Genomic DNA, 23,186 nt, shown 5'->3' with positions numbered 1-23,186 from the left:
GGCTTTGCCGACAATCGCTGTTTTTAACCGTGGTAAAAAGATGAATCTACCAGGACTGGCATTTGCCCTGCTGGGATTGATTTGGGGCAGTAATTTTATTTTTATGCACTGGGCCAGCGCCTGGATTACTCCGTTGCAGATAGTCCAGCTCAGGGTCTTTTTTGGTTTTATCCCACTGCTGATCATCGGATTGTGGCAGGGAGTGTTCCGCCGGGAACACTGGCGCTATACGCCACATTTCGTGGTCATGGCCTTACTGGCCACCGTACTCTATTACTGGGCCTATGCGGCAGGTACCGCACTGCTGCTCTCCGGCATTTCGGGTGTGATCAGCGGCTGCATCCCGTTGTTCTCCTTTATTGTTGCCGCAATTTTTCTGCGCCATGAGCCGATCACTCCACGTAAGCTGCTCGGCGTGTCGCTGGGGCTGGTTGGTGTGCTGATGATCGCCCGCCCATGGCAGGCAATGGCCATTGACCAGCATGGCCTGTGGTTGATGATTGCCGGTTCGCTGTGCATCGGTGTGTCGTTTGTCTATACCAAAAAATTCCTCAGCGATCTGCCGATCCCCGCGCTGGCACTGGTTAACTATCAGATGGGAGCAGCACTGATTATCCTGCTGGTGCCGGGTGGCTTCGACAGCATGATGAATATCACTGCCAGCAGCAAGGCGCTGCTGGGCCTGGTTATTGGGCTGGGGATTCTCGGAACGGGCGTAGCCTATTTTATCTATTATTATCTGGTGCGTTCTCTGGGGGCCGTAACCGCTTCATCGGTCACCTACATCCCTCCGGTCATTGCATTGCTGATTGGCTACTTCTTTGCCGGAGAGCCGATTGGCAGCGTGGAGATAGTCTCCACACTGCTGATCTTCCTTGGCGTCTGGCTGCTGCAGAGTGGCAGAAAAACTAGCGCGCCTTAAGCTTAACCGCCTGCTCAATCCACGGCAGCAGCAGTTTTGCCACCGCGCCGAAGGCAGGCACCACCACCGAGTTGCCGAACTGCCGGTAAGCCTGGGTATCTGAAACCGGGATGCGGAAGCCGTGCCCGCCAGAGGTTTCGAACCCCATCAGCCGGGCGCACTCTCTTGGCGTCAGGCGGCGGGGACGATGCTGCTGATTCTGCGGATGGTCAAAATCGCTTTCGCCCAGCAGGTGATCCCAGCCACGATCGATCAGAATTTCAGACCCGTCTTTGTAGTAGCGTGCTGACAGGGTACGCACCACGCCATTTTCTTTCTCCGGGTTAACCAGCCCGTAGCCAAACCCGTTGCCTTTAGCCTGATGCTTCCTGGCATAATTATAAAGATACTTCCACAACGTCGGCGTAAGGATGTATTTCGCATCCACCGTTGGCTCCAGCAGATCACGCAGCGGCGTTCTTTTCTGAGGATAAAGAGTGGAAAGCGAGGTCAGACTGAATGTCGGCAGTTTCAAATCGCGGCGGAATCCCACCAGCACAATACGTTCGCGGTGCTGCGGCAGGAAATGTTTGCCATCGACAATTTTCGGATCGGCTGCGCCGCTGGCATCAGCATCGGCCACGTCGTAACCCAGCTCATCCAGCGTATCCATAATGATGCGGAAAGTTTTTCCCTTGTCGTGGCTCTTGAGGTTTTTTACGTTCTCCAGCACGAAGATAGCCGGTTTTTTGGCGGTGATAATCCGTGCCACATCGAAAAACAGCGTGCCCTGGGCTTCACACTCAAAACCGTGAGCACGGCCTAAAGCATTCTTTTTCGACACGCCAGCCAGCGAGAACGGCTGGCAGGGAAAGCCCGCCAGCAGCACATCATGATCGGGCACCTGCCGGTCGATATGCAGGTAAGCTTCCTGCTCGCCGATAGCCGGATTGCCACTCAGCGTGACGTCGCGAATATCCTGATTGAAGGCGTGCGTTTCCGGATCGCAGTACCAGTTGGCTTTATATGTTTTCACCGAGTACTTGTTCCACTCGCTGGTAAACACGCACTGCCCACCGATCGCTTCAAAACCACTGCGAATCCCGCCAATACCGGCAAACAGATCGATAAAGCGGAAGGCATAATTCGGGTGATGAGCAGGCGGGGTGGGAAGCATACTGTTGAGCAGGCCGATCTCCGCTTCGCTCAGCAGCCGGGTTGCTGGGGAACCTTTCGCCAGGCGGTTCAGCGCCTCACGGGTCCAGCCATGCTGGCTGAGCGTTGCCGCCACCGTTTTCAGATCATAAATATCCAGCACCCGCGCCATCAGCTGGCGGTCCTGCTCAAACTGACTCTCCTGCTGATGTGCCGGTTCCGCTGACTGCGCGGCAATGCGGTCGAACTTGCTCATAATCACCCGGTAACAAAGAATATACCGGGCTAGTCTATCACTTCATTGCTCTGCTGCCAGGCGGTAATCCGGCCCGATCAGCTTTTTAACCAGCGCTGGCCTTCTTCCTTCATCGCTTTTTCCAGAGCGCTGCCTTTAGTTGCAAACACCCGGTTTACGCCAAAACCACTTTTTTCCAGCAAATAGGCCAATGCAGCATATTCACGGGGATAGTTGGCCGCTGCGTCATTATCAATCGTCACCAGGCCCTGTGGGAAGGTGAAATAGCCCATATCATAAATGCTCTGGCGCTTAACGATCCGCCACTCACCCTGCCGTTTCTCTACCCAGTCATAAAAACGATTATGGGCAGCACCACCCAGTTTCAGGTCGACATTTTCCGCCACGATCACCGCATTGGTTTCAACCAGTGCTTTGTGGTTATTAAAGGTGATGACCGGCGCACCAATCATATGTTTGGTGCGCAGCGGCGAGGCCCCCATATTGATCGAACCTTCGATAAACTGGCTGAACGGGCCTTCAAACCAGGTGACTTCAATCACCCCATCATCATGAAAAAGTCCACGCAACCGATCCCATTCGGCCAGGTCGCGGTGGATCCAGCCGGTCATCAGGTCACTTATCGCCAGACGGTCTTCTACACTATTCGTCATATCTGTAATCCTTACAATTGGTCAGGCATTAATTATGCGCAGCCCGTTCAGTCGCTGCCAATGGATGCCTCAACCGATCCGCATCAATTGCCAACGCGGGCGGCAATTCGTGACATCCGCCGGTTACCCACCTAAACTGACGTTGTTTTTAACGAATAACGGAGTCTGACGCGATGAGCGACATCTCACGCCCGCCCCTGAGCCTGCCGAAAGGTGCCAATAAATTACTGCTGCACTCCTGTTGCGCGCCCTGTTCTGGCGAAGTGATGGAGGCAATTCAGGCTGCCGGTATCGACTATACAATCTTCTTCTACAACCCGAATATTCATCCGCAGAAAGAGTATCTGCTGCGTAAAGAAGAGAACATCCGCTTTGCCGAAAAGCACGGCGTGCCGTTTATCGATGCCGACTATGACACTGACAACTGGTTTGAGCGGGCCAAAGGAATGGAGTGGGAGCCGGAACGTGGCGTACGCTGCACCATGTGTTTCGATATGCGTTTTGAACGCACCGCGTTGTATGCACACGAGCATGGTTTCCCGGTGATCTCCAGTTCGCTGGGCATCTCGCGCTGGAAAAACATGCAACAGATCAATGACTGTGGCGTGCGGGCGGCCGCACCCTATCCTGAGCTGACATACTGGGACTATAACTGGCGTAAAAAAGGCGGTTCGGCGAGGATGATCGAGATCAGCAAGCGCGAGCGCTTTTATCAGCAGGAGTACTGCGGCTGCGTCTATTCACTGCGAGACACCAACCTGCATCGCAAAAGTCAGGGCCGCCAGTTGATCAAGCTTGGTGTGCTCTACTATGGCGACGAAGAACAATAAGTAACGGAATATCCGCAGGTAATTTGCGTTATCAGCGGATCTATCGCTGTTTCTTCTGCGGACTGGCAGCATGTAACACGACTGACATATAGGGAGTGAATACTCTTTTTTTTTTGGAGTCCTTTATGTCGATGCTCACCACTCTGCGCCTGCTGCGACCGCGCCGTTTATCCATCAGGTTTCCGGCCTGGTTGCAAAGCCTGCGCGGCGCATTTTCCCTGTTTCTGATCCTGTTCTGCCTGTTGCAATGTGCCAGCGCCCTGCTGCTGACCCGGCTGGTGGACACCACTCAGCAAAACGTCACCGTTTCCCACCGGCTGGTGCAGCGCCAGTCGCTGCTTGATAAAGCCCGCATGGAGCTGCTTACCGCCAGCGATAACAGTAACCGTGCCGGTATCTATCTGATGCAGGACAACCAGACCGGCTCGGTGGACAGCTGGAAAAGCCTGGCTGAAGCGGCTCAGGTCTCGCTCACCAACGCACAAAAACTGTTTGCCGATTACCACGCCGACGAGAAAAGCCAGCTGAAGCAGAATTTCGATATGCTGGTTGAAGGACTGAACGAGCAGCTGAAAGGCCTGAATGCGAAGGATATCGACTCTGTTTTTATGGTACCGATGCAGGCCTTTCAGCAACAGTTTAACGACTCTTATTACCAGACAATCAGCGCAGCCAACGCGAAGTCGGCCCACCTCAATCAATCCACGCTCGGATCGCTGACCACCAGCCGTGACGTTTCGCTGGGCATTTCAGCGGTACTGCTGCTGCTGTTGATGGCTGGCGGACTGATGCTGTTGCGCGGAGTGATCCTGCCGCTTAATCGCGTTTCAGCGCAGCTGATCCGCATTGCCGTTGGCGATCTTTCCCACTCTGCAGGCACCAGGGGATGGCAGGCCAGGGAAATCGGACAACTCACCCGCAGCATTGAAGAGATGCAGCAGGGATTGCAGCATATTGTCGGAGAGATTAACGCCATTTCGCTGGCGGTGATGAACAGCGCCGATCAAATGGCGCAGCAGAACGAGGCGTTCAACGCCCACAATCAGCAGCAGAGCACCGCCTTTGAACACATCAGTGAACGGCTAAACCGGGTGGCCGAAGAAGTGGAACACAGCGTTGAATTCGCCAGCCACGCCACCCGACAGGTTCAGGAAGCGGATAAGCTGACCCAGCGCTGCGGCGTGATGGTGGCAGATGTGGATGCCCAGATGCGGGAGATTGTCGGTGCTTCGGGCGAAATCGCCGGAATTGTCAGCCTGCTTGATGGCCTGTCGCTGCAAACAAAACTGCTGGCGCTGAATGCTGCTATTGAGTCAGCGCATGCTGGCGTGTATGGCCGTAGCTTCTCAATAGTGGCAAAAGAGATTGGCCTGCTATCGGAGAAAAGCGCCGCTTCAACACGAAATATCGACAGCCTGATCGCCAGCACGCATCACCATATCGATAACGGTTTTACCAAGGTTCAGACGCTTGAAAGCCTGTACGGGGAAATTGCCCAATCGGTCACAGGCGTGGTAACCGTGCTGCATGAACTTCAGCAGAATGCCAGTGCGCAAAGCAAGCGGATAAATAACGTCGCCATCGAGATAGGACGCCTCAATCAGCAGGTGAAAAACAGTGAAGCGCTGACGGAAAAAAGCGCCAGCGCGTCGGAAAATCTGGTCGCCCATGCGCAACGTCTGTCACAGAGTGTCAGTCAGTTTGTGATGTAAGGACGAGGATGGCTGATGAGGGAAATGCCCCTGACGGAAAATCAGGGGTAAGCAGAAAGGAGTTACTTCTTCTTTTTCGACTTTTTCAGTAAAGCGCGGATCTGTTTGAGTTCAGCAGAGGTCAACTGTGGATCAACGTCTTCAGACAGGTCCTGACTGTCCACCGCAGGATGCTGATGGGTGGTCAGGCTGCTCTGTAAGCGTTGGGTCACTTCCTGGCTGAGTGAAATCTGATTTTCAAGGGCAAGCGTTTTCAGCGTTTCCTTTAAGGCGGGATCGATTTTAATCGTTAAGCTAACGGTGTCGGTCATACCTGATTCTCCTGAGTATTGTCCTCAACACCGTAGCCTGAAAAGTGCTATTTAACTATACGTTCATAAAAATTTAATATTTCTCAAGCATGGGCGAGAATTCCATTAACACTTTCTCATCCAGTCCGCAGTGATCGCCCTTCAGTTCAGCGCATAGCTTGGCCATATAAGTCACCAGAAATTCGGCATTATATTCCGCCAGTCGTCTGCCCTCAGCGGTCTGCATTGTCTCTGGCAACCGCAGCAGTTTTTTCTGGAAATGGTCCAGCGCCCATTCAGTATCGTTTAAGGGTCTGACCCGTCCCAGCGGGTCGTTGCTGTCAAACAGCGATCGCCCCAGCGCACCGGAAACATAGAACACACGTGCCAGCCCTATCGCACCCAGCGACTCCAGTCGGTCGGCATCCTGCACGATTTTTGCTTCCAGTGTTTCTGCCGGTACGCCCGCGCTGAAACTGTGTGCATGCACCGCATGTGACACCGCATCGTGCTTCTCTTTTGGAAAATCAGGGAAGACGTTCAGTAATATCCGGCGCGTTTCTACTGCGGCCTTAGCGGAAGCCAGATGTCTTTCGGGATGATTTTTGGGCAGGTTCACAATGTCATGAAAATAACAGCCTGCCAGCACAACCAGCTCATCAGCTTCTGTGCCTTTCATAATACGCTGAGATGTCTGCCAGACCCGGCGTAAGTGCGCCACGTCATGGGCTTTGTCATCCTGTGGCCAGGTCTGATGCAGCCAGCTTTCAAAGCGGGTTTGCCAGTGAATAAGTGTCATAGACTTCTCCTTATTGTTTGGACTTTAAGAGATGTCAGTGGGAAGTACCTGTCCACTGTAGGGAAAACCGTCTGTACCATTTGGTCAAAAACGAGATCCACATCATGTTTATAGCGTTAATTTTAACGGATTCACACCATATTTTGTTTTTTCATGCTTTTGCCATAGAGAAATAACTGATTAGATTTCAGGCGAATGCTTAAACATACATAATGTACGAATTAAAATAAGTTATCGGCATTTTACCTGTTGTTAAGTTAGAATCGTGGGCAGCAAGCCGTTAATCACAGATTTATGCGTGCTATCAGCAGCGGGTAACCAGCCGGTAGCTGTAACTGTAAGGGATTGTAAAGATGGCATATGTCAAATTTGTGATCGCAGGATAATCCCCGATTGTCTCCAACGAGAGGATCGGAAGTCTGACCAGATAGCAGAGCCGTGTTTTATACGCTTCTGACAGGTCAAAAATTAACAAGCACAGCTAATGATTAGTTTCTAATTTGGTTCAACTTTTTTCTCGGGCTAATGTTCGGAATTTTCTGTATTGTTTTTTTAGTGAGGCTGTGATCAGCATTTCCACAAGTGTGTAACAGAGGTCAAACCATGAAAGAACGCCCGATTTTGTTTAACGATCAACGGGTGCGAGCGCTGCTCTCAGGCCAACAGAGCCAAACCCGGCGCATCATGAAATCACAACTCCTGGGTCCCGGTCAGGATAACCATGAGGGTTGTTATGGTATCGACGTGCTGAATAATCAGTTGCAAGGCAACCGCGTAATGGCTATGGAAAACTTAAGTTACCACTGCCCGTATGGCCAACCCGGTGACCGCCTGTGGGTCAGGGAAACCTGGCGCGGGCCGGTGATTAATTCGCAGGAGATGACAGAGTACGAGCGTACGCCTGCCCTGTTTAAATCCGCGCGCTACTGCCAGTACCGTGCCGATACCAGTCAGTTTTCTAACGCAGCAGATGAAAATGAGTATTTTGGCTGGCAGGCAGGGATCCATATGCCGCGCTGGGCCAGCCGTATCGACCTGCAGATCAGCAGTATCAGGGTGGAACGAATTCAGGACATCAGTGATGACGATGTGATCGCCGAAGGCGTGCAGACGGATTCTCACTTCCTGAACAACTTTTTTACCATGCACAATGAGGCGGTTTCTTCGAAAGATGCCTACCGTAAACAGTGGGCGCTGCAATACGGCGGCACCAGTTGGGAAGTGAACCCATGGGTTTGGGTGATTGAATTCAGCAGGATCTGAACAGCTTCCTCCCGGCTTCCCGGCCAGCGTTTCATCATGGCCGGGGCTGTTTCGTTTCCTTTCCGGATTGGATTGTACGATGATCAAATGGCCATGGAAAACCACTGACGATGCCGCCAATAACCTCCCATGGCAGCAGGCACTGGATATCCCTTTACTCGGTTCGCTAAGCGAATCCGAACAGCGATGGCTCATTCAGCATGCGCAACGTTTCCTGCAGCAAAAAAGAGTGGTCGGACTTCAGGATTTTGCACTGGACGAACTGAAAAGCTGCCGAATTGCCCTGTTATTTTGCCTGCCGGTATTGAATCTGGGTTACGAGTGGCTGGACGGTTTCCATGAAGTGTTGATTTACCCTGCTCCCTTTATGGTCGATGACGAATGGCAGGATGAATTTGGCCTGGTGCATTATGAAAGGATGGCGCATGCAGGACAGAGCTGGCAGCAGGGACCAGTGGTACTGAACTGGCTGGATGTGCAGGACTCATTCGATCTTTCCGGCTATAATCTGATAATCCATGAAGTGGCGCACAAGATCGATGCCCGGGGCAGCGGCCATGCGAACGGCGTTCCGGCAATAGCCCTGCGGGATGTGGCTGGCTGGGAGCAGGATTTGCATGCGGCAATGAATGCGATTCAGGATGAAATCGATCTGGTCGGCGAGAATGCAGCCACTATCGATGCCTATGCAGCCAGCGATCCGGCGGAGTGTTTTGCAGTGCTGTCGGAATATTTCTTCAGCGCGCCCGAACTGCTACTGGAACGCTTCCCGACTTTATATCGTCGCTTCACCCTGTTCTATCGCCAGGACCCGGCACGCCGCCTGAACGATGAACAGTCAATGCAGAATTCCGGCGGTATCGTTCATTAATTGACGGCAACCTGTTCACAATTCGATCGCGTTGATTTAAACGCAGCCAGTTGAAAGCTTGGGTGTTTTTTACTGTTGACAGCCCTGAATGACCCCGCTAATATGCGCCCCATCGAAACCGATTCCTCTGTAGTTCAGTCGGTAGAACGGCGGACTGTTAATCCGTATGTCACTGGTTCAAGTCCAGTCAGAGGAGCCATATTGAAGAAGCCCGCTCGGGGTTACCTGAGCGGGCTTTTTGCTGTCTGGAAAAGGGCATTATTAAAGGGGAAACGGGTGTTTCCCTTTGAGGCGCTTCAGGCTCTTGAAGAACGGTTGAACCTGCGCCTGCTTACCCGTACCACCCGCAGTGTCGCCCCCACAGAAATCGGTGAAAGAATTATTGCCTGCCTGCAACCTCATATTACTGAGATGCAGCGAGAGTTAGCATCCATCGTACACTCCGGCGGCTCTGCATCTGGCAATATCCGTATTTCAGCAGGGGAACATTCGGCCCGAAGCTTGCTGTGGCCAAAGTTAAAACCTTTTTTAAAATTGTATCCTGACATCAAAATTGAAATTGTTGTCGATAATGGCTTTGTCGATATCGTGGATGGCCGCTTCGATGCCGGTATACGTCTGGGTGAAAGCATCGATAAGGATATGGTTGCCGTCAGGGTCGGTCCGGAGTTACGTCTGGTCGCTGTGGGAGCACCGTCTTACTTTGAAACTCATGGTATTCCGCAAACCCCTCATGACCTGCAAAATCATAACTGCATCAATATGCGCCTGCCCACTGCCGGTGGGTTATACCACTGGGAGTTCGAGAAAGACGGTAAACCGCTGCGAGTCCGTGTTGAAGGACAGCTGATATTTAACCTGCTTTCCGAAAGGATCGACGGCGCCACTTCCGGATTTGGCATCGCCTTTATACCCGAGGATATGATCAGAGAACAATTAATATCGGGAGAGCTTGTTACGGTACTGGATGAGTGGTGCCCGAGTTTCCCGGGTTATTATCTCTACTATCCAAGCCGCAAACAGCACCCACCAGCGTTTGCCCTGCTGATCGATGCTCTGAGGTATTCCGACTGAATAGCAGGCAGCGCCAATCCGGCATTGCATGCCAGTAAGGATTCAACCCGCTGTCAGCTCCGTACCGCCTCTAACCAGCCGTTCACGGTTTCGGTGGTTCTTCGCTCCTGATCGCACTCCATCACCAACGGTTTCTCGCGCCGGGCCTCCGGGGCCAGACTGGCAAGAACCTCCACGCTGTGACCCACGCCGTAGCCGCCATGAATTATAAAAGGGATTAGCATTTTTCCCGCGAGGTTGTGTGTACTTTAGATGACGGGTTGATTTTGCAGGTAGAACCATCTCGTGAACCAGCAGCACTGTCCTGTTATGTTGTAGTCATCGGCTTATCAAATTTTTTTGAGTGAGGGCTTTGATGGCATATTTTCGCTCCGTAATGAACGTTATATGTTCGGCTTTAATTTTCGCTCTGGCTGGGGTATTAGTTAAACTCGTATCAGCTGATATGGATACTCTGTCACTGGTATTCTGGCGGAATCTTTTTAGCTTTCTATGTGTCGCGATGGCAGGAGTTTTCTCAGGTAAATTCAGTTTTAAATCCGAGAGAAAAGGCACACATGCGTTAAGGTCACTTTTTACATTTTTCGCACTGCTGACTTATTTTTTTGCTGTTTAAAATTTTGAATTAAGCACCGCAGTCTTACTTCAGCAGACCTCACCTGTATTTGTTCCTATCTTAGCGCTTCTGGTACTCAGGAAATTTCCAGACCGCTTTGTCTGGATAGGGACAATCGTTGGTTTCATTGGGGTAGCGTTGACGAGTGGCGTGGGCACACATAGTCTTAATACAGGTGATCTGGCTGGGATCATTTCGGGCATAATGGGTGGGGCAGCCACGATCACTATCTGGCTAATGTCAGAAACGGAATCTCCATATCAACAAATGCTTTTTTTCTCACTATTCACTCTTCTTTTTTCGTTGGTGTTAATTCCCTGGGTATGGCATTCATTCGATTTATCAACCATTCCCTATTTAATGTTGTTAGGTATAGTTACAACTTTAGCGCAATATTTTCTTTCAGTGGCATGTTCTTATGCGCCTACCGATAAAATAGTGTCCTGGACTTACCTGTCAGTCGTGTTCGCCGCGTTTTTTGGATATATTGGATGGCATGAGAAATTAACCCTGAGCATGATTTCTGGAATGGTAATGATAGTTATTGGCGCACAGATAACGCTAAAACGAGCCTAACTACTGGACTCGTTAACTGTTCTGCTCCGCGCAGACTAAATAACCGAGGCAGACCCCTCCCGGATCGATGCGCGCTAATACTTGGCCAGAGATGTGGCAGTAGGCATTCATCGCATCGGTCATTTTGCGTGAAGAGTTATCCAGGGAAGAGAAATCCCCCCTTTTCCTCAGATCCCCTCATTCAGCGGCCAGGACTCGAACAAATAGCCGTCGAAATTCAGGTCATCGACGTCAGAGAACTCCAGCAGGCGCTGCTTGACGTTTTCGAGGTGCTGCCACATGGCGAATTTCGCTGCCCGGGCATCTTTTTTGATCAGCGCAGCGAGGATTTTTTTATGGTCGCCGAGCCACTCCTTGCGGTAGCGGGAATCGCTCAGATGGCGGTGAAGCTGCGCCCACATCGGGTTATTGACGCGCCACTGCCAGGATTGTTTGAATAACTCCACCAGCATACTGTTGTGCGTGGCTTCGGCGATGGCGAGGTGGAACTGCATATCGCCATTTTCGGTATCATCCAGACTTTCGGAAGCCAGCTCCTGCTCTTCCAGCTGCAGCGCCTGGCGCATCTTGCTGATATCGGCGGGAGTGACCTGCAGTGCAGCGAACTCAGCGATATTGCTTTCCAGCAGCTGCCGCGCCTGCAACAGCTCGAAAGGACCCGCGCCTGCACCCTGCGGTGCCGGGTTTTCATTTGCCACTGGCTGGCTGAGCTGTGGCTGACCGACCACGAAGATCCCTGCGCCACGTCGCACATCAATCAGCCCTTCAATTTCCAGCATGATCAGCGCTTCACGCACCAGCGTGCGGGTCACGTTAAACTGTTCAGCAATTTCCCGTTCGGCAGGCAGGCGATCGCCGGTTGCATAGGGTTTTTGCTTAATCAGGTTACGCAACTGGGCGGCAACTTCCTGATAGGGGCGCTGTTGCAGGGGGGCTGATTTCATCACGATATGGGCTAACCTTCGTCGTCTGTATTGCTACCGGGCCGTCTTGATAGCGTCAAATATACTGCGGACAGCAGGACAATGCCATTTCGGTTCGCCACTTTATTAAGCTGGCTGACCAGCGTATTGATTCTGGTCAACCACCTGGCGGCACGTCTTACCGATCCAGGGAGAAATAACGCTCGGCATTATTAAAGCAGACATTTTCCACCAGCGTACGCAGCATTAGCTGGTCGTTCGGCACCTCGCCCTCTTCCACCCATGTTCCGATCATGTTGCACAGAATACGGCGAAAATACTCGTGGCGGGTATAAGAGAGGAAACTGCGAGAATCCGTCAGCATGCCAACAAAGTGGCTCAACAGCCCCATCTGCGAGAGCTGTGTCAGCTGGCGGATCATCCCGTCCTGCTGGTCGTTGTACCACCAGCCGGAACCAAACTGCACTTTACCGGCCATGCCGTCCCCCTGGAAGTTACCGGCCATGGTCGCCACCACTTCATTATCTTTCGGGTTAATGCTGTAGAGGATGGTTTTTGGCAGCTGGTTATTTATCTCCATACTGTCCAGCAGCCGCGACAGCGGCCAGGCAATGTTGTTATCGCCCATCGAGTCAAAGCCAACATCCGCCCCCAGCGTGCGGAACATGCGCGTGTTGGTATTACGCAGCGCGCCGATATGCATCTGCATCGCCCAGCCGCGCTGATGATACTGCGCGCCCAGCCAGACAAACAGCGCGGTGGTGTACTGCGCCACCTCCAGCTCGCTCAGCTCCCCCCCCTGCAGACGCCGGGTCAGGATCGCATCCAGTTGCCGGTCATCGGGGATCGGCGCATAGCGCAGATTTTCAATGCCGTGGTCGGAAGCACGGCAGCCATGCGCGACAAAATGATCCAGACGTTTTGTCAGCGCCTTACGCAAATCGTCAAAGCGGCGAATAACCACATCAGCCACCAGCTCCAGCTTATGGATGTAGTCAGCAAAACCGTCCAGCTCAATTTTCAGCACCCGGTCAGGACGCCAGCTTGGTGCCACTTCCACCGTAAAATCTTTATCTGCGGCGATTTTGCGGTGATGCTCCAGTGAATCCAGCGGATCGTCGGTGGTGCCGACCATGCGAACGTTCATCTGGCGCATAATGCCGCGCGCTGAAAACTCCGGCGTGGTCAGCTTCTCATTACATTCATGCCAGATCGCCCCGGCCGTCTCTGGGCCGAACAGCTTGCCGGTGATGCCAAATGGTCGCTTCAACTCCAGATGCGTCCAGTGATACAGCGGGTTCCCCAGCGTCTGTGGCACGGTGTTCGCCCAGGCCAGATACTTCTCGTAATCGCTGCTCTGATTGCCGGTGATCAGTGCCTCTTCCACCCCGGCACAGCGCAGCGCACGCCATTTATAGTGGTCGCCTTCCAGCCAGATCTGCCCCAGATTGTCGAACTGGCGATCTTCCGCAATCTCACGCGGGCTTAGGTGGCAGTGATAATCGTAAATCGGCATCCCGGCGGCAAAGTCATGATACAGGCGACGGGCCGTTTCGGTTTTTAACAGGAAATCTTCGTTCATAAACGACTTCATTTCAGGCTCCCTTTGAAAAGAAGGCACGGTGGACAGCCAGTTCCACCCCACGGATTTCAGCCAGGCCTTTCAGGCGACCAATTGCGGAATACCCCGGATTGGTTTTCTTGTGCAGGTCGTCCAGCATCTGGTGACCATGATCCGGACGCATTGGGATCAGGGGCTGCTCTCCGGCATTTTTCCGGCGCTGTTCTTCCTCAGCAATTGCCCGGATAACTTCATACATATCCACGTCACCGCCGAGATGTTCCGCTTCATGGAAGCTGTTCGGGTTGCTTTCACGCTGAGTGGAGCGCAGGTGAATAAAATAGATACGCGAACCAAAACGCCTGGCCATAGCGGGCAGATCGTTATCTGCACGTACGCCGTAAGAGCCAGTACACAGGGTAAAACCGTTAGCCGGGCTGCTCACCGTATCCACCATCCACTGCATATCTTCCGCTGTGGATACGATACGCGGCAGGCCCAGAATCGGACGCGGTGGATCGTCCGGATGCACCGCCATGCGCAGCCCGACCTGCTCCGCCACCGGGATAATCCCCTTAAGGAAGTAAGCGAAGTTCTCACGCAGGCGTGCATTATCAATGCCGTTATAGCGATCGAGCTGCGCCCGGAATTTCTCCAGGGTATATCCCTCTTCCGAACCCGGCAGCCCGGCAATAATGTTACGGGTCAGACGCTCTCTGGACTCTGTGCTCATGGCAGCAAAACAGGCATCTGCCTGCGCCAGCTCTTCAGCCGTGTAATCTTTCTCTGCACCCGGGCGCTTCAGGATATGGCGTTCGAAAGCGGCGAATTCGATCTGATCAAAACGCAGCGCTTTCGCTCCGTTTGGCAGTTCCCACGCCAGGTCAGTACGGGTCCAGTCCAGAACCGGCATGAAGTTATAGCAAACGGTGTGGATGCCGCACTCCGCCAGGTTGCGCAGCGTCTGGCAGTAGTTAGCGATCCACTGGTCAACCTGTCCGCTGTGCGTTTTGATCTCTTCATGGATTGGCACGCTTTCCACCACCGACCAGACCAGGCCAGCCTGCTCCACGATGGCTTTTCTTTTCAGGATTTCAGCCAGGCTCCAGACTTCACCATTAGGAATATGGTGCAGCGCGGTGACGATGCCCGTTGCGCCTGCCTGCCTTGCATCCGCCAGCGTGACGGGATCGTTAGGGCCATACCAGCGCCAGGTTTGTTCCATTTTTCTGCCTCCAGGATCGTAGAGAGAACCCGCCTGCCGCTGAAGAAATGTCGGTTAAAATTGGTTCACCATTCAGCTTAAAACAGGCCAGTCCGGTAGATATTCTGACTTTCACCGCCCTAAACTCCCGCTTAATGGCGTTCATATCAACCACAAAAGGCTAAATTGGTTAACCAAATCACAAATACGCCATCAGCCTGGCGACCCGTTGCCTGAGGTGTGCTTCACTCACCCGGCGAAATCAAAAACGGTTAATGACATTGCGGCAAAAACGGCTTCCTGTTCGGTTGGCCGCCTTAAATTTATTTCGCGCCTACCCCCAATCAAATGTGGAGAACAATATGAACCGCAGTGTAATGACAGGGAGCGCGGTAAAAAGCAGCCGCATCATCCGTAACTTGCGCTGGTGGGTTCTGGTGCTGTTTTTGACCGGCGTAACCGTCAACTACATCACCCGTAACTCACTGGGCATCCTTGCGCCGGAACTGAAAACCAGCCTGGGGATCACTACCGAACAGTACTCATGGATTGTCGGTGCTTTTCAGCTGGCTTATACCCTGTTCCAGCCCCTTACCGGCTGGCTGATCGATGTGATGGGTCTGAAGGCTGGCTTTCTGATCTGTGCCAGTATCTGGTCGCTGGCCTGTCTGTTCCATGCGGGCGCGGGCAGTTGGGTTCACCTGCTGTTCCTGCGTTTTATGATGGGCGGTGCCGAAGCGGCTGCCACGCCCGCCAATGCCAAAACGCTGGGCGAATGGTTCCCGAAAAAAGAGCGCCCCATTTCGGCCGGTTGGGCTGGCGTGGGCTTCTCAATGGGTGCCATGCTGGCCCCGCCGATTATCTACTTCGCTCACGGCTCCTTTGGCTGGCAGGGTGCCTTCCTGTTTACCGGTATTCTCGGGCTGATCTGGGTGGCGGCCTGGGCGCTGTTCTATCACAATCCGGAAAAACACCCGAACCTGAGCCAGGAAGAGCTGACATTCATCAAGCAGGATAATGAACCGGAACCCATTAAGTTGCCGTTCTTCCAGGCGCTGAAAGTGGTCGGTAAAAATAAACGCTTTTACGGCATCGCCATTCCGGCATTTATGGCCGAACCGGCCTGGGGCGTGCTGAGTTTCTGGGTACCGCTCTATCTGGCGAAGAATATGGGGATGGATCTGAAGCAGATCGCCATGTTTGCCTGGCTGCCGTTCCTGGCTGCAGACCTGGGCAGTGTCGCCAGCGGTTACCTGACTAAAATTTATCTGCGTTTTTTCGGCTGTACCCGCGTTAACTCCATCGTCGCCAGCTCGATAACCGGTGCTTTCCTGATGCTGTCACTGGCTCTGGTCGCCCTGACTAAAGATCCCTATATGGCGATTGCGCTGATTTCCATTGGCGGCTTCGGCCATCAGATTATCTCCTGCATGCTCAGCGCGCTGGTGGTGGAGTCTTTTGACAAAGGCCAGATGGCGACCGTTAACGGTATGCGCGGCTCCTTCGCCTGGATTTCCAGCTTTATATTTTCACTGATTATCGGCGTCACCGCTGACACCATCGGCTTTAACCCGCTGTTCGTCGCCATGGGCTTCTTCGACCTGATTGGTGCCATTTTCCTGATCTCTTTTATTGCTGAACGCCGCGCAAAACGCGCCTGATATTGAGGCTGATGATGAAAACGCTGAAACACTGGACCTTAACAAAATCCGCTGACCATCATGTTGAACTGACGGTTGAAGGCAAACATCTGTTCTGCCTTTACGTGCTGGAGCAGAACCTGATCCGCGTGGCGTTGAAACGCCAGGGAGAGTTTGAGCTGGACCGCACCTGGAGCATCGCGCCGGGCGAAGATGTGCCCTGGGAAGGCCGCCAGCGTGAGAGTCTGGCCGGTTTCAGCCTGCCGGAGTTTACCCTGCACGAAGAAGCCGACAGTCTGGTGCTGGCAACGGAGCAGCTACGGGTGACGGTTCATCAACCGCTGTATCTGGAATGGCATTACCGCGACGCTCAGGGCGAGTGGCAGTTTTTGACCTGCGACCGCCCAACCAGCGCTTACCTGCTGAATGCTCATGGCGACGGCGTGGCGCACTACCAGCGTCGCCAGCCTGATGAACGCTTCTATGGCCTGGGCGAAAAAGCCGGCGATTTGCAGCGTAATGGCAAACGCTTCGAGATGCGCAATCTGGATGCGATGGGTTACAACGCCGCCTCGACAGATCCGCTGTATAAGCATATCCCCTTCACCATCACCCGACGCGATGAGGTCAGCTTCGGGCTTTATTACGATAACCTGAGCAACACGCAGCTGGACCTGGGCAACGAACTGGATAACTACCATCTGCCCTACCGCCGTTGGCAGGCCGAAAGCGGCGACATCGATTACTACCTGTTTGTTGGCCGCCGGGTGCTGGATATCACCAAAGCCTTTGTTCGTCTGACCGGCAAAACCCTGTTCGGCCCTAAATGGAGCCTGGGCTACAGCGGGTCGACCATGCACTACACTGATGCGCCGGATGCTCAGGATCAGCTGATGAACTTTATCCGCCTTAGCAGCGAGCATGCCATCCCCTGCGATTCATTCCAGCTCTCTTCCGGCTACACCTCAATCAATAACAAGCGCTACGTTTTCAACTGGAACTACGACAAAGTGCCGCAGCCGAAGAAGATGAGTGCCGCGTTCCACGATGCCGGACTGCGTCTGGCAGCCAATATCAAGCCCTGTCTGCTTCAGGATCACCCAAAGTATGAGGCGGTGGCGGCGAAAGGCTTGTTTATCCGCGACTCGGAAAGTGATGCGCCGGAACGCTCCTCATTCTGGGATGACGAAGGATCGCACCTGGACTTCACTAACCCGGCGACCATTGCCTGGTGGCAGGAAGGCGTCACCAGCCAGCTGCTGGAGATGGGCATTGATTCCACCTGGAATGACAACAACGAGTACGAAGTGTGGGACGGCGAAGCCCGCTGCCACGGCTTCGGCAAGAGTATCGCCATTAAGGATGTGCGCCCGGTGATGCCACTGTTAATGATGCGCGCCTCAATGGAAGCGCAGCAGCGTTTCGCACCGGATAAACGCCCTTTTCTGATTTCCCGCTCGGGTTGCGCAGGGATGCAGCGCTATGTGCAGACCTGGAGCGGTGACAACCGCACCAGCTGGCAGACGCTGCGCTATAACATCCGCATGGGCGTGGGAATGAGCCTGTCGGGACTGTATAACGTCGGCCACGATGTTGGCGGTTTCTCTGGTGACAAGCCAGATGCAGAACTGTTTGTGCGCTGGGTGCAGAATGGCGTGATGCATCCCCGCTTCACCATCCACTCGTGGAACGATGACCACACCGTCAACGAGCCGTGGATGTACCCTGCCGTCACCCCGGCGATCCGCGAAGCGATTGAGCTGCGCTATCGCCTGATGCCGTACCTCTACACTCTGCTGTGGCAGGCCCACGCGGATGATGAGCCGATGCTGCGCCCGACCTTCCTCGACCACGAGCACGATCGGCAGACCTTTGCGGAATGCGATGATTTTATGCTGGGCCGCGATCTTCTGGTCGCCAGCGTTGTTGAGCCAGGCCAGCGCGAGCGCAGCCTGTGGCTGCCGGACAATCAGGCTGGCTGGTATGATTTTTACAGCGGAAACTGGTACGGCGGCGGTCAGCAGATCACTCTGGATGCCCCGCTGGAAAAACTGCCGCTGCTGGTTCGTGCCGGTGCCGGTCTGCCCCTGAGCCAGCATCTGAAGCCGGTTGACGCTGAGCGGGATAACCAGCGTGAACTGAAGCTGTTCCCGCTGAAAGGCGTGGGCAACGCTCAGGGAGTGTTGTTCGAAGATGACGGCGAGTCGTGGGGTTATCAGCAGGACAAAGCACTGTGGCTGAACTGGGAGATGCACTGCACTGCCGGAGAAATCAGGCTGACCTTCAACCGCCGTGGGAGCTATCTGCCCGCATGGAAGAGACTGCAAATCACTCTGCCACAGCAGGAGCAGCGTCGGCTGATTATCGACGGAATTGAACGCAGCGAGTGGACAGTTTCACAAGGCCAGACACCCTGAAAAAAGCCCGTTCAGTGCTGAGCTGAACGGGCTTTTTTAATCAGAGCGCACAGCTCATTCCAGTAGCTATATCGAATGCTGTGAGGATGGCGGCTATTTTTCATAATGGTCCCGTGAATGCAGATAGCTCATTTCGAAACCGTACAACTGACTGACCGGTAACAGGGATTCGGCAACCCGCGCGGCGTCCAGCGGTTCATCGATCTGCACGGCCTGAGAAAAGCTGTTTTGCAGCCAGCTCAGTATCTCTGTGGTCCGGCTAAGCAGGTTAACGTTTTGCATCTCAGTTCCTTCACTCGGTGTGGTCTGGAACTGATTTAAACCTGTCTGCCGCGAAGAGGGAAATATCAACTTATGCAAACTTTATATGCTGTGGTGCTAAGCATGCCAGGTATTCGGCTGAAAAAGCGCCTGCCGCAGATTTCTTCGCTGTAACTTATGCCATACTCGTCCCTTCTGTGCACGGGCGGCCGCCCGTCTTCCCCTTCCCGATAAAGAGAATGCTCATGAGCAACTTCCTCACACCCGCGGCGGCTTACCTTAACCGTCGTAATGAGCTGCTGGCCGGGCGTTCAGTGGTGCAGTCGCCAGCGGTCATACAGACCATCAATAAAGCGCTGCTGGCCAGTGAAATAGCCATGGCGACGTTTTACGATCTGGAATCCCTGCGCTCGCTACAGCAGCGCAAAGCCCGGCTGATTGACTGGCATGATCCAAAACGTCAGCGGGAACTGCTCGACTTCGAGCTGCGCTGCAACGAACTGACGCTGATGGATGAAACTGACGAAGCCGCGTTTGACGCCTACCAGCTTGCTTTCAGCCAGTTTGCCGCCGACTATCCGTGGCAGCATGCCAGCATCGAGATGGTGCAGAATGAGCTGTTTTCCACCACATTCACTCTGTGGCAGGAAACGCTGGAAGAGCTTTTCGCGGCCGACCACAGGCAGCATCTGTTTATCCGCATTGATAAGATCCTGACCTTCTCAATTGGCAAGATCCCTGTGCTCGGCGAGACCAGGGATGTCTGGCGGGCGCTGAAGACGGTCATCGCCTCCTGTCGGCAGCGCGCGCCCGAAGATGAAGCCTGTTTCACCTCGCTGGAGAGCTACAGCGAAGCCGCGAATTTATGCAGCCGGGGAATATTGTTGTTTTGCTTTACCACTGAAGCGGTGCTGCGAGGCCAGGCATTACCGGACGAAACGCAGCTGAATGAAAAGATTAAAGACCACTTTGATAGCGTTATTGATGGCACCCATCCCTGGTTTTGACCCGCTGCGCTACCGGCTTCTGCTGTCAGAACGCCGGAGTCTGATGCCGATCACACTGCCCCGAACGTAGCCTTAAGCTTTCTGTGGTATTCTTAACATCCTTGTTACTGCAACGGTTTAAAGACCACGGATTTATCGACCCGTTATGCCCGCTACTGCCAAAAGAAAGAATGACCCGGAAGGGTTGAAGAAACGTATCCTTGCCGGTGCCCTTGCCACCTTTGCTGAATTCGGCCTGCAGGGTGCCCGTATGGAACAGATTGCTGAGCATGCTCAGACCACCAAGCGCATGGTGGTGTACCACTTTAACAATAAAGAAAATCTTTATATGGAAGTGCTGGAGCAGGTCTATCAGGCCATCCGTGAACATGAAACCGGACTGAATCTCGCGGAGATGCCGCCGGTGGTGGCGATGGCACGTCTGGCCGAAGCCAGCTTTGACTACCACATCACTCATCCGGATTTTATGCGGCTGGTGTGCAGTGAGAACCTGATGCGCGGCCGCTATATCAGCCAGTCAACCCGCATTAAGGCGCTGAATCAGAGCGCGCTCGACGTGCTGGAAAGCGTGCTGGTGCGTGGCAAAGCCACTGGCGTATTCGATCAGAAAGCGGATACCGTGGATGTTCACCGCCTGATCAGCAGCATCTGTACGCACAACGTCTCCAACCGCTACACCTTCCATACGCTGTTTGGCGGCAACGAGACGGAACAGCAGAGCATCGCCCGCAACCGCCAGTTGGTGGTGGATGCCACACTGCGTTACCTGCGCCCGGCCTGACTGAAAACCTGTACAGAAACTTAATACGACGTACAACTTTCTCTGCTCCGGACGCTGTCGTTCCGGGGCAATTCAGCTACGCTTACTGTGTCGGATCCTGAAAGCTCACTTCCGCGCTTGTAAACACAATCCTGTTATTGTCCTGAAAAAGGAGTTGTCGATGACACCCGAAAATACCGGTTATCCTCGCCGTAAACCGCAATTGGGCGACGAGTCCAGATTGTGGAACTGGGCACAGAATGCGACGCTGGCAGAGAAGAGCGCAGTCAGTACTCCAGAAACAGAAGAGGAACTGCGGGCGATCCTTACCAACAGCAGGGGTAAAATCCGCGTGATGGGCAGCCGGATGTCGCCGGGTCGAATGCTGAAACTGGCCGCCGCTGGCGATACCCTGCTTGATTTACAGCATTTACGTGGCCTGCTGGATATCACCGAGGACAGCGCCACTTTTGCCGGTGGCACCCCGCTGCACGAGGTGTATGAAATTCTCACCGGCGTGGGCAGAATGTTGCCGTCTTCCCCTGGTGTGATTGCGGCCCAGACGCTGGCTGGTGCGCTGGCGACCGGCACTCACGGCCAGGGGCTGCAGCAAAGCTCCATCGCTGACGAGGCTTTAAACATCCGCATGGTGCTGGCCGATGGCAGCGTGCAGGAGTTTACTCGCGATCACCCTTCCTTCTCCGCTGTCCAGCTGGGATTAGGCTCGTTAGGGGTGGTGACTCAGGTCACGCTGCGTACCAAGCCCTCGCTGGTCTACACCTGTTTTAAGAACGCCGTTAGCGCTGACACGCTGGAAACAGATCTGTTGGACTGGAATCATAACTATGCCCTGAGTAAAGCCTGGTGGTTCCCGAATGAAAATCAGGTCCATGTCTGGGCAGCCCGGGAGGCCACCGAAGAAGAGACAGAAAGCTATCACGATAACAACGACGACCTGCTGAAGCAGGAAGAGACCAGCGACGCAATGAATGACACCGTCGATCAGACGCTGAAACATATGCGCAGTGACACCAAGATCGTCGATGAGAACGGCAAGCCTTTTCGCACCGTTACCCGCTTTAAGGATTTTTCAGATGTCACGGGCGATGTCTATCAGGTCTTCTGTCGCGGCATTGCCACCCCGCAAATTAATGTTGAGATCGGCATTCCGCTGGCGCGGGCCGCAGAGGTGATCCGCAAGATTAAAGAGTGGCATACGGAAACCCAGCCGCACATGCACTATCCGATTATTCTGCGCTGTACCGGTCCGTCCACTTCCTGGCTGAGTCCCGCTTATCAGCAGGACACCTGTTTCTTCGGTTTTGTCGTTTATTACGCCGAGGACGGTTCCCTGTCGGAAGAAGGGGTGGCGTTCCTGCAGGCGGTGGAAAAAGTGCTGGCAGCGGAAGGCGGAAGACCGCACTGGGGCAAATATTTTGAAGCGCCGCTGTACAACTGGCCGGCGATCTATCCGCAATGGGAAGCCTTCCGCAAAGTGCGCGACGAGCTGGACCCGCAGCACAAATTTGAGAATGCGTTTACCGCACAACTGCTCGACTGATGATAAGGAGAGAGCCAATGAAGGCATGGGCTACCCTGCTGACGCAGCCGGGCTATCTGGTGGGCGTGAAGGCGCTGCATAAGTCGCTGAAGAGAGCGAACAGCGCATACCCGTTGATTGTCATGGTGACTGAAAATATCGATGCACCGTCCCGTCAGGCGCTGGAAAGTGAAGGCTGCCTGCTGCGTGAGGTGCAGCCGATCAGCCCGGACAGCAGGCTGCAGCATAACTATGCTAACGCGCGCTTCTCTGAAGTGTGGACCAAGCTGGCGGTCTGGCGGCTGACAGAATTTGAGCGCATCGTGTTTCTGGATGCCGATATGCTGGTGACAAAAAACATGGATGAGCTGTTTAAGCTGCCGTTGGCTGAAGGGCAGATCGCCGCCTGCCACGCCTGCCGCTGTAATCCTAACAAGATTGCCAGCTACCCCAAAAGCTGGCGGCCGGAAAACTGTTTCTACAGCTATTGTCAGGGCGTGCACCACACTGAGCAGCTGGATGAGGTGGACAACTATCTCAACGGCGGTTTCCTGGTGCTGAAACCGGACGAGGCGGTGTTTGACGATATGCTGCATCAGCTGGCGGAGCTGAACGACCTGTCACGCTATCTGTTTGCCGAACAGGATTTCCTTAACGACTACTTCCACCAGCATTGGCAGCCGCTGCCGTATATCTATAATGCGCTGAAAACATTGCCCTTCCAGCATGCAGCGATGTGGGACATGGCGGAAGTGAAGAACATTCACTACATCATTGATAAACCATGGGAGAAGAAGCTGGATCCGGATGACCGCTACTATTCACTGAACAAAATGTGGTGGGACATTACCTCATCTTAAATCCGGGCATATGGCTG

At 53.8% G+C, this 23,186-nt stretch carries 21 protein-coding genes, 1 tRNA gene and 2 pseudogenes; 15 read left to right on the top strand and 9 right to left on the bottom strand.

The annotated features are described in order from the left end of the window. Positions 1–40: 40 nt before the first annotated feature. Positions 41–922 carry a DMT family transporter gene (locus GSQ70_RS21490; RefSeq protein ID WP_158784406.1) on the top strand — a complete coding sequence of 294 codons (882 nt, stop codon included), beginning with the start codon at positions 41–43 and terminating at the stop codon, positions 920–922. Here GSQ70_RS21490 and GSQ70_RS21485 read toward each other — a convergent pair. Together GSQ70_RS21485 and GSQ70_RS21480 are read right to left on the bottom strand one after the other, a co-directional pair. Then, entirely contained in the window at positions 909–2,312 is a 1,404-nt protein-coding gene (locus GSQ70_RS21485; protein ID WP_158784405.1) for a DNA cytosine methyltransferase, read from the bottom strand. The two genes, GSQ70_RS21490 and GSQ70_RS21485, sit on opposite strands and share 14 nt — an antisense overlap. Before the next feature lie 77 nt (positions 2,313–2,389). Then, entirely contained in the window at positions 2,390–2,965 is a 576-nt protein-coding gene (locus tag GSQ70_RS21480) for a nuclear transport factor 2 family protein (RefSeq protein WP_158784404.1), read from the bottom strand. A 173-nt stretch (positions 2,966–3,138) separates the two neighbouring features. Between GSQ70_RS21480 and GSQ70_RS21475 the strand changes: the two genes are divergently transcribed. Both GSQ70_RS21475 and GSQ70_RS21470 read left to right on the top strand, forming a co-directional pair. Continuing rightward, positions 3,139–3,795 carry an epoxyqueuosine reductase QueH gene (locus tag GSQ70_RS21475; RefSeq protein ID WP_158784403.1) on the top strand — a complete coding sequence of 219 codons (657 nt, stop codon included), beginning with the start codon at positions 3,139–3,141 and terminating at the stop codon, positions 3,793–3,795. 125 nt (positions 3,796–3,920) lie between these two features. Next, positions 3,921–5,507 (top strand): methyl-accepting chemotaxis protein, encoded by a 1,587-nt coding sequence (locus GSQ70_RS21470; RefSeq protein ID WP_199257292.1) that lies wholly within the window; start codon positions 3,921–3,923, stop codon positions 5,505–5,507. 62 nt (positions 5,508–5,569) lie between these two features. Here the strand turns inward: GSQ70_RS21470 and GSQ70_RS21465 are convergent, their stop codons facing one another. Beyond that, positions 5,570–5,818, bottom strand: a complete 249-nt coding sequence (locus GSQ70_RS21465; protein WP_158784402.1) for a hypothetical protein — start codon at positions 5,816–5,818, stop codon at positions 5,570–5,572. 73 nt (positions 5,819–5,891) lie between these two features. Beyond that, on the bottom strand, positions 5,892–6,596 hold the full coding sequence (locus GSQ70_RS21460) for a phosphohydrolase (RefSeq protein ID WP_158784401.1): 705 nt from the start codon (positions 6,594–6,596) through the stop codon (positions 5,892–5,894). Positions 6,597–7,199: 603 nt separating this feature from the next. On the opposite strand from GSQ70_RS21460, the gene GSQ70_RS21455 reads away from it, so the two are divergent. From GSQ70_RS21455 to GSQ70_RS21440, 4 genes are all read left to right on the top strand, one after another. Then, positions 7,200–7,859: a hypothetical protein gene (locus GSQ70_RS21455; RefSeq protein ID WP_158784400.1), complete on the top strand. Its 660-nt coding sequence runs from the start codon at positions 7,200–7,202 to the stop codon at positions 7,857–7,859. Between the two features lie 79 nt (positions 7,860–7,938). Then, positions 7,939–8,730 carry a DgsA anti-repressor MtfA gene (mtfA, locus tag GSQ70_RS21450; protein WP_158784399.1) on the top strand — a complete coding sequence of 264 codons (792 nt, stop codon included), beginning with the start codon at positions 7,939–7,941 and terminating at the stop codon, positions 8,728–8,730. Between the two features lie 123 nt (positions 8,731–8,853). Then, a tRNA-Asn gene (locus GSQ70_RS21445) sits at positions 8,854–8,929 on the top strand. 2 nt (positions 8,930–8,931) lie between these two features. Continuing rightward, positions 8,932–9,804 carry a LysR substrate-binding domain-containing protein gene (locus GSQ70_RS21440; protein ID WP_158784398.1) on the top strand — a complete coding sequence of 291 codons (873 nt, stop codon included), beginning with the start codon at positions 8,932–8,934 and terminating at the stop codon, positions 9,802–9,804. 53 nt (positions 9,805–9,857) lie between these two features. Here GSQ70_RS21440 and GSQ70_RS21435 read toward each other — a convergent pair. Next, a pseudogene (locus GSQ70_RS21435) lies at positions 9,858–10,052 on the bottom strand (flavodoxin); the annotation flags it as partial. 389 nt (positions 10,053–10,441) lie between these two features. Between GSQ70_RS21435 and GSQ70_RS26490 the strand changes: the two are divergent. Together GSQ70_RS26490 and GSQ70_RS26485 are read left to right on the top strand one after the other, a co-directional pair. Beyond that, positions 10,442–10,555 (top strand): annotated as a pseudogene (locus GSQ70_RS26490) (hypothetical protein); the annotation flags it as partial. Positions 10,556–10,570: 15 nt separating this feature from the next. Further along, positions 10,571–10,996, top strand: a complete 426-nt coding sequence (locus GSQ70_RS26485; protein WP_199257291.1) for an EamA family transporter — start codon at positions 10,571–10,573, stop codon at positions 10,994–10,996. A gap of 167 nt (positions 10,997–11,163) precedes the next feature. On the opposite strand, the gene uxuR is transcribed toward GSQ70_RS26485, so the two are convergent. The 3 genes from uxuR to uxuA form a co-directional block, all read right to left on the bottom strand. After that, entirely contained in the window at positions 11,164–11,940 is a 777-nt protein-coding gene (gene uxuR / locus GSQ70_RS21425) for a Uxu operon transcriptional regulator (RefSeq protein WP_158784396.1), read from the bottom strand. A gap of 157 nt (positions 11,941–12,097) precedes the next feature. Beyond that, the gene (gene uxaC / locus GSQ70_RS21420) at positions 12,098–13,513 is read right to left on the bottom strand and encodes a glucuronate isomerase (protein ID WP_158784395.1); all 1,416 of its coding nucleotides are present in this window, start codon (positions 13,511–13,513) and stop codon (positions 12,098–12,100) included. A gap of 1 nt (position 13,514) precedes the next feature. After that, positions 13,515–14,705 carry a mannonate dehydratase gene (gene uxuA / locus GSQ70_RS21415; protein ID WP_158784394.1) on the bottom strand — a complete coding sequence of 397 codons (1,191 nt, stop codon included), beginning with the start codon at positions 14,703–14,705 and terminating at the stop codon, positions 13,515–13,517. A 341-nt stretch (positions 14,706–15,046) separates the two neighbouring features. Between uxuA and GSQ70_RS21410 the strand changes: the two genes are divergently transcribed. After that, on the top strand, positions 15,047–16,345 hold the full coding sequence (locus GSQ70_RS21410) for an MFS transporter (protein WP_158784393.1): 1,299 nt from the start codon (positions 15,047–15,049) through the stop codon (positions 16,343–16,345). A gap of 14 nt (positions 16,346–16,359) precedes the next feature. Continuing rightward, positions 16,360–18,741, top strand: coding sequence for a glycoside hydrolase family 31 protein (locus GSQ70_RS21405; protein ID WP_158785417.1), 2,382 nt, complete (start codon positions 16,360–16,362; stop codon positions 18,739–18,741). A 93-nt stretch (positions 18,742–18,834) separates the two neighbouring features. On the opposite strand, the gene GSQ70_RS21400 is transcribed toward GSQ70_RS21405, so the two are convergent. Then, on the bottom strand, positions 18,835–19,023 hold the full coding sequence (locus GSQ70_RS21400; RefSeq protein ID WP_158784392.1) for a hypothetical protein: 189 nt from the start codon (positions 19,021–19,023) through the stop codon (positions 18,835–18,837). A gap of 224 nt (positions 19,024–19,247) precedes the next feature. Between GSQ70_RS21400 and GSQ70_RS21395 the strand changes: the two genes are divergently transcribed. From GSQ70_RS21395 to GSQ70_RS21380, 4 genes are all read left to right on the top strand, one after another. Continuing rightward, on the top strand, positions 19,248–20,009 hold the full coding sequence (locus GSQ70_RS21395) for a hypothetical protein (RefSeq protein ID WP_158784391.1): 762 nt from the start codon (positions 19,248–19,250) through the stop codon (positions 20,007–20,009). A 145-nt stretch (positions 20,010–20,154) separates the two neighbouring features. Next, a complete protein-coding gene (locus tag GSQ70_RS21390) occupies positions 20,155–20,790 on the top strand; it encodes a TetR family transcriptional regulator (protein WP_158784390.1) in 636 nt (211 codons plus the stop codon). A 160-nt stretch (positions 20,791–20,950) separates the two neighbouring features. Beyond that, positions 20,951–22,330: a D-arabinono-1,4-lactone oxidase gene (locus tag GSQ70_RS21385; RefSeq protein WP_158784389.1), complete on the top strand. Its 1,380-nt coding sequence runs from the start codon at positions 20,951–20,953 to the stop codon at positions 22,328–22,330. Between the two features lie 17 nt (positions 22,331–22,347). Continuing rightward, positions 22,348–23,169, top strand: a complete 822-nt coding sequence (locus GSQ70_RS21380) for a glycosyltransferase family 8 protein (protein ID WP_158784388.1) — start codon at positions 22,348–22,350, stop codon at positions 23,167–23,169. Positions 23,170–23,186 lie beyond the last annotated feature (17 nt).

The sequence above is a fragment of the Pantoea sp. BAV 3049 genome, assembly GCF_009765445.1.
Taxonomy (GTDB): domain Bacteria; phylum Pseudomonadota; class Gammaproteobacteria; order Enterobacterales; family Enterobacteriaceae; genus Erwinia.
The sequence above is the reverse complement of the archived record's forward strand: the minus strand, read 5'-3'. Positions and strand labels throughout refer to the sequence as shown.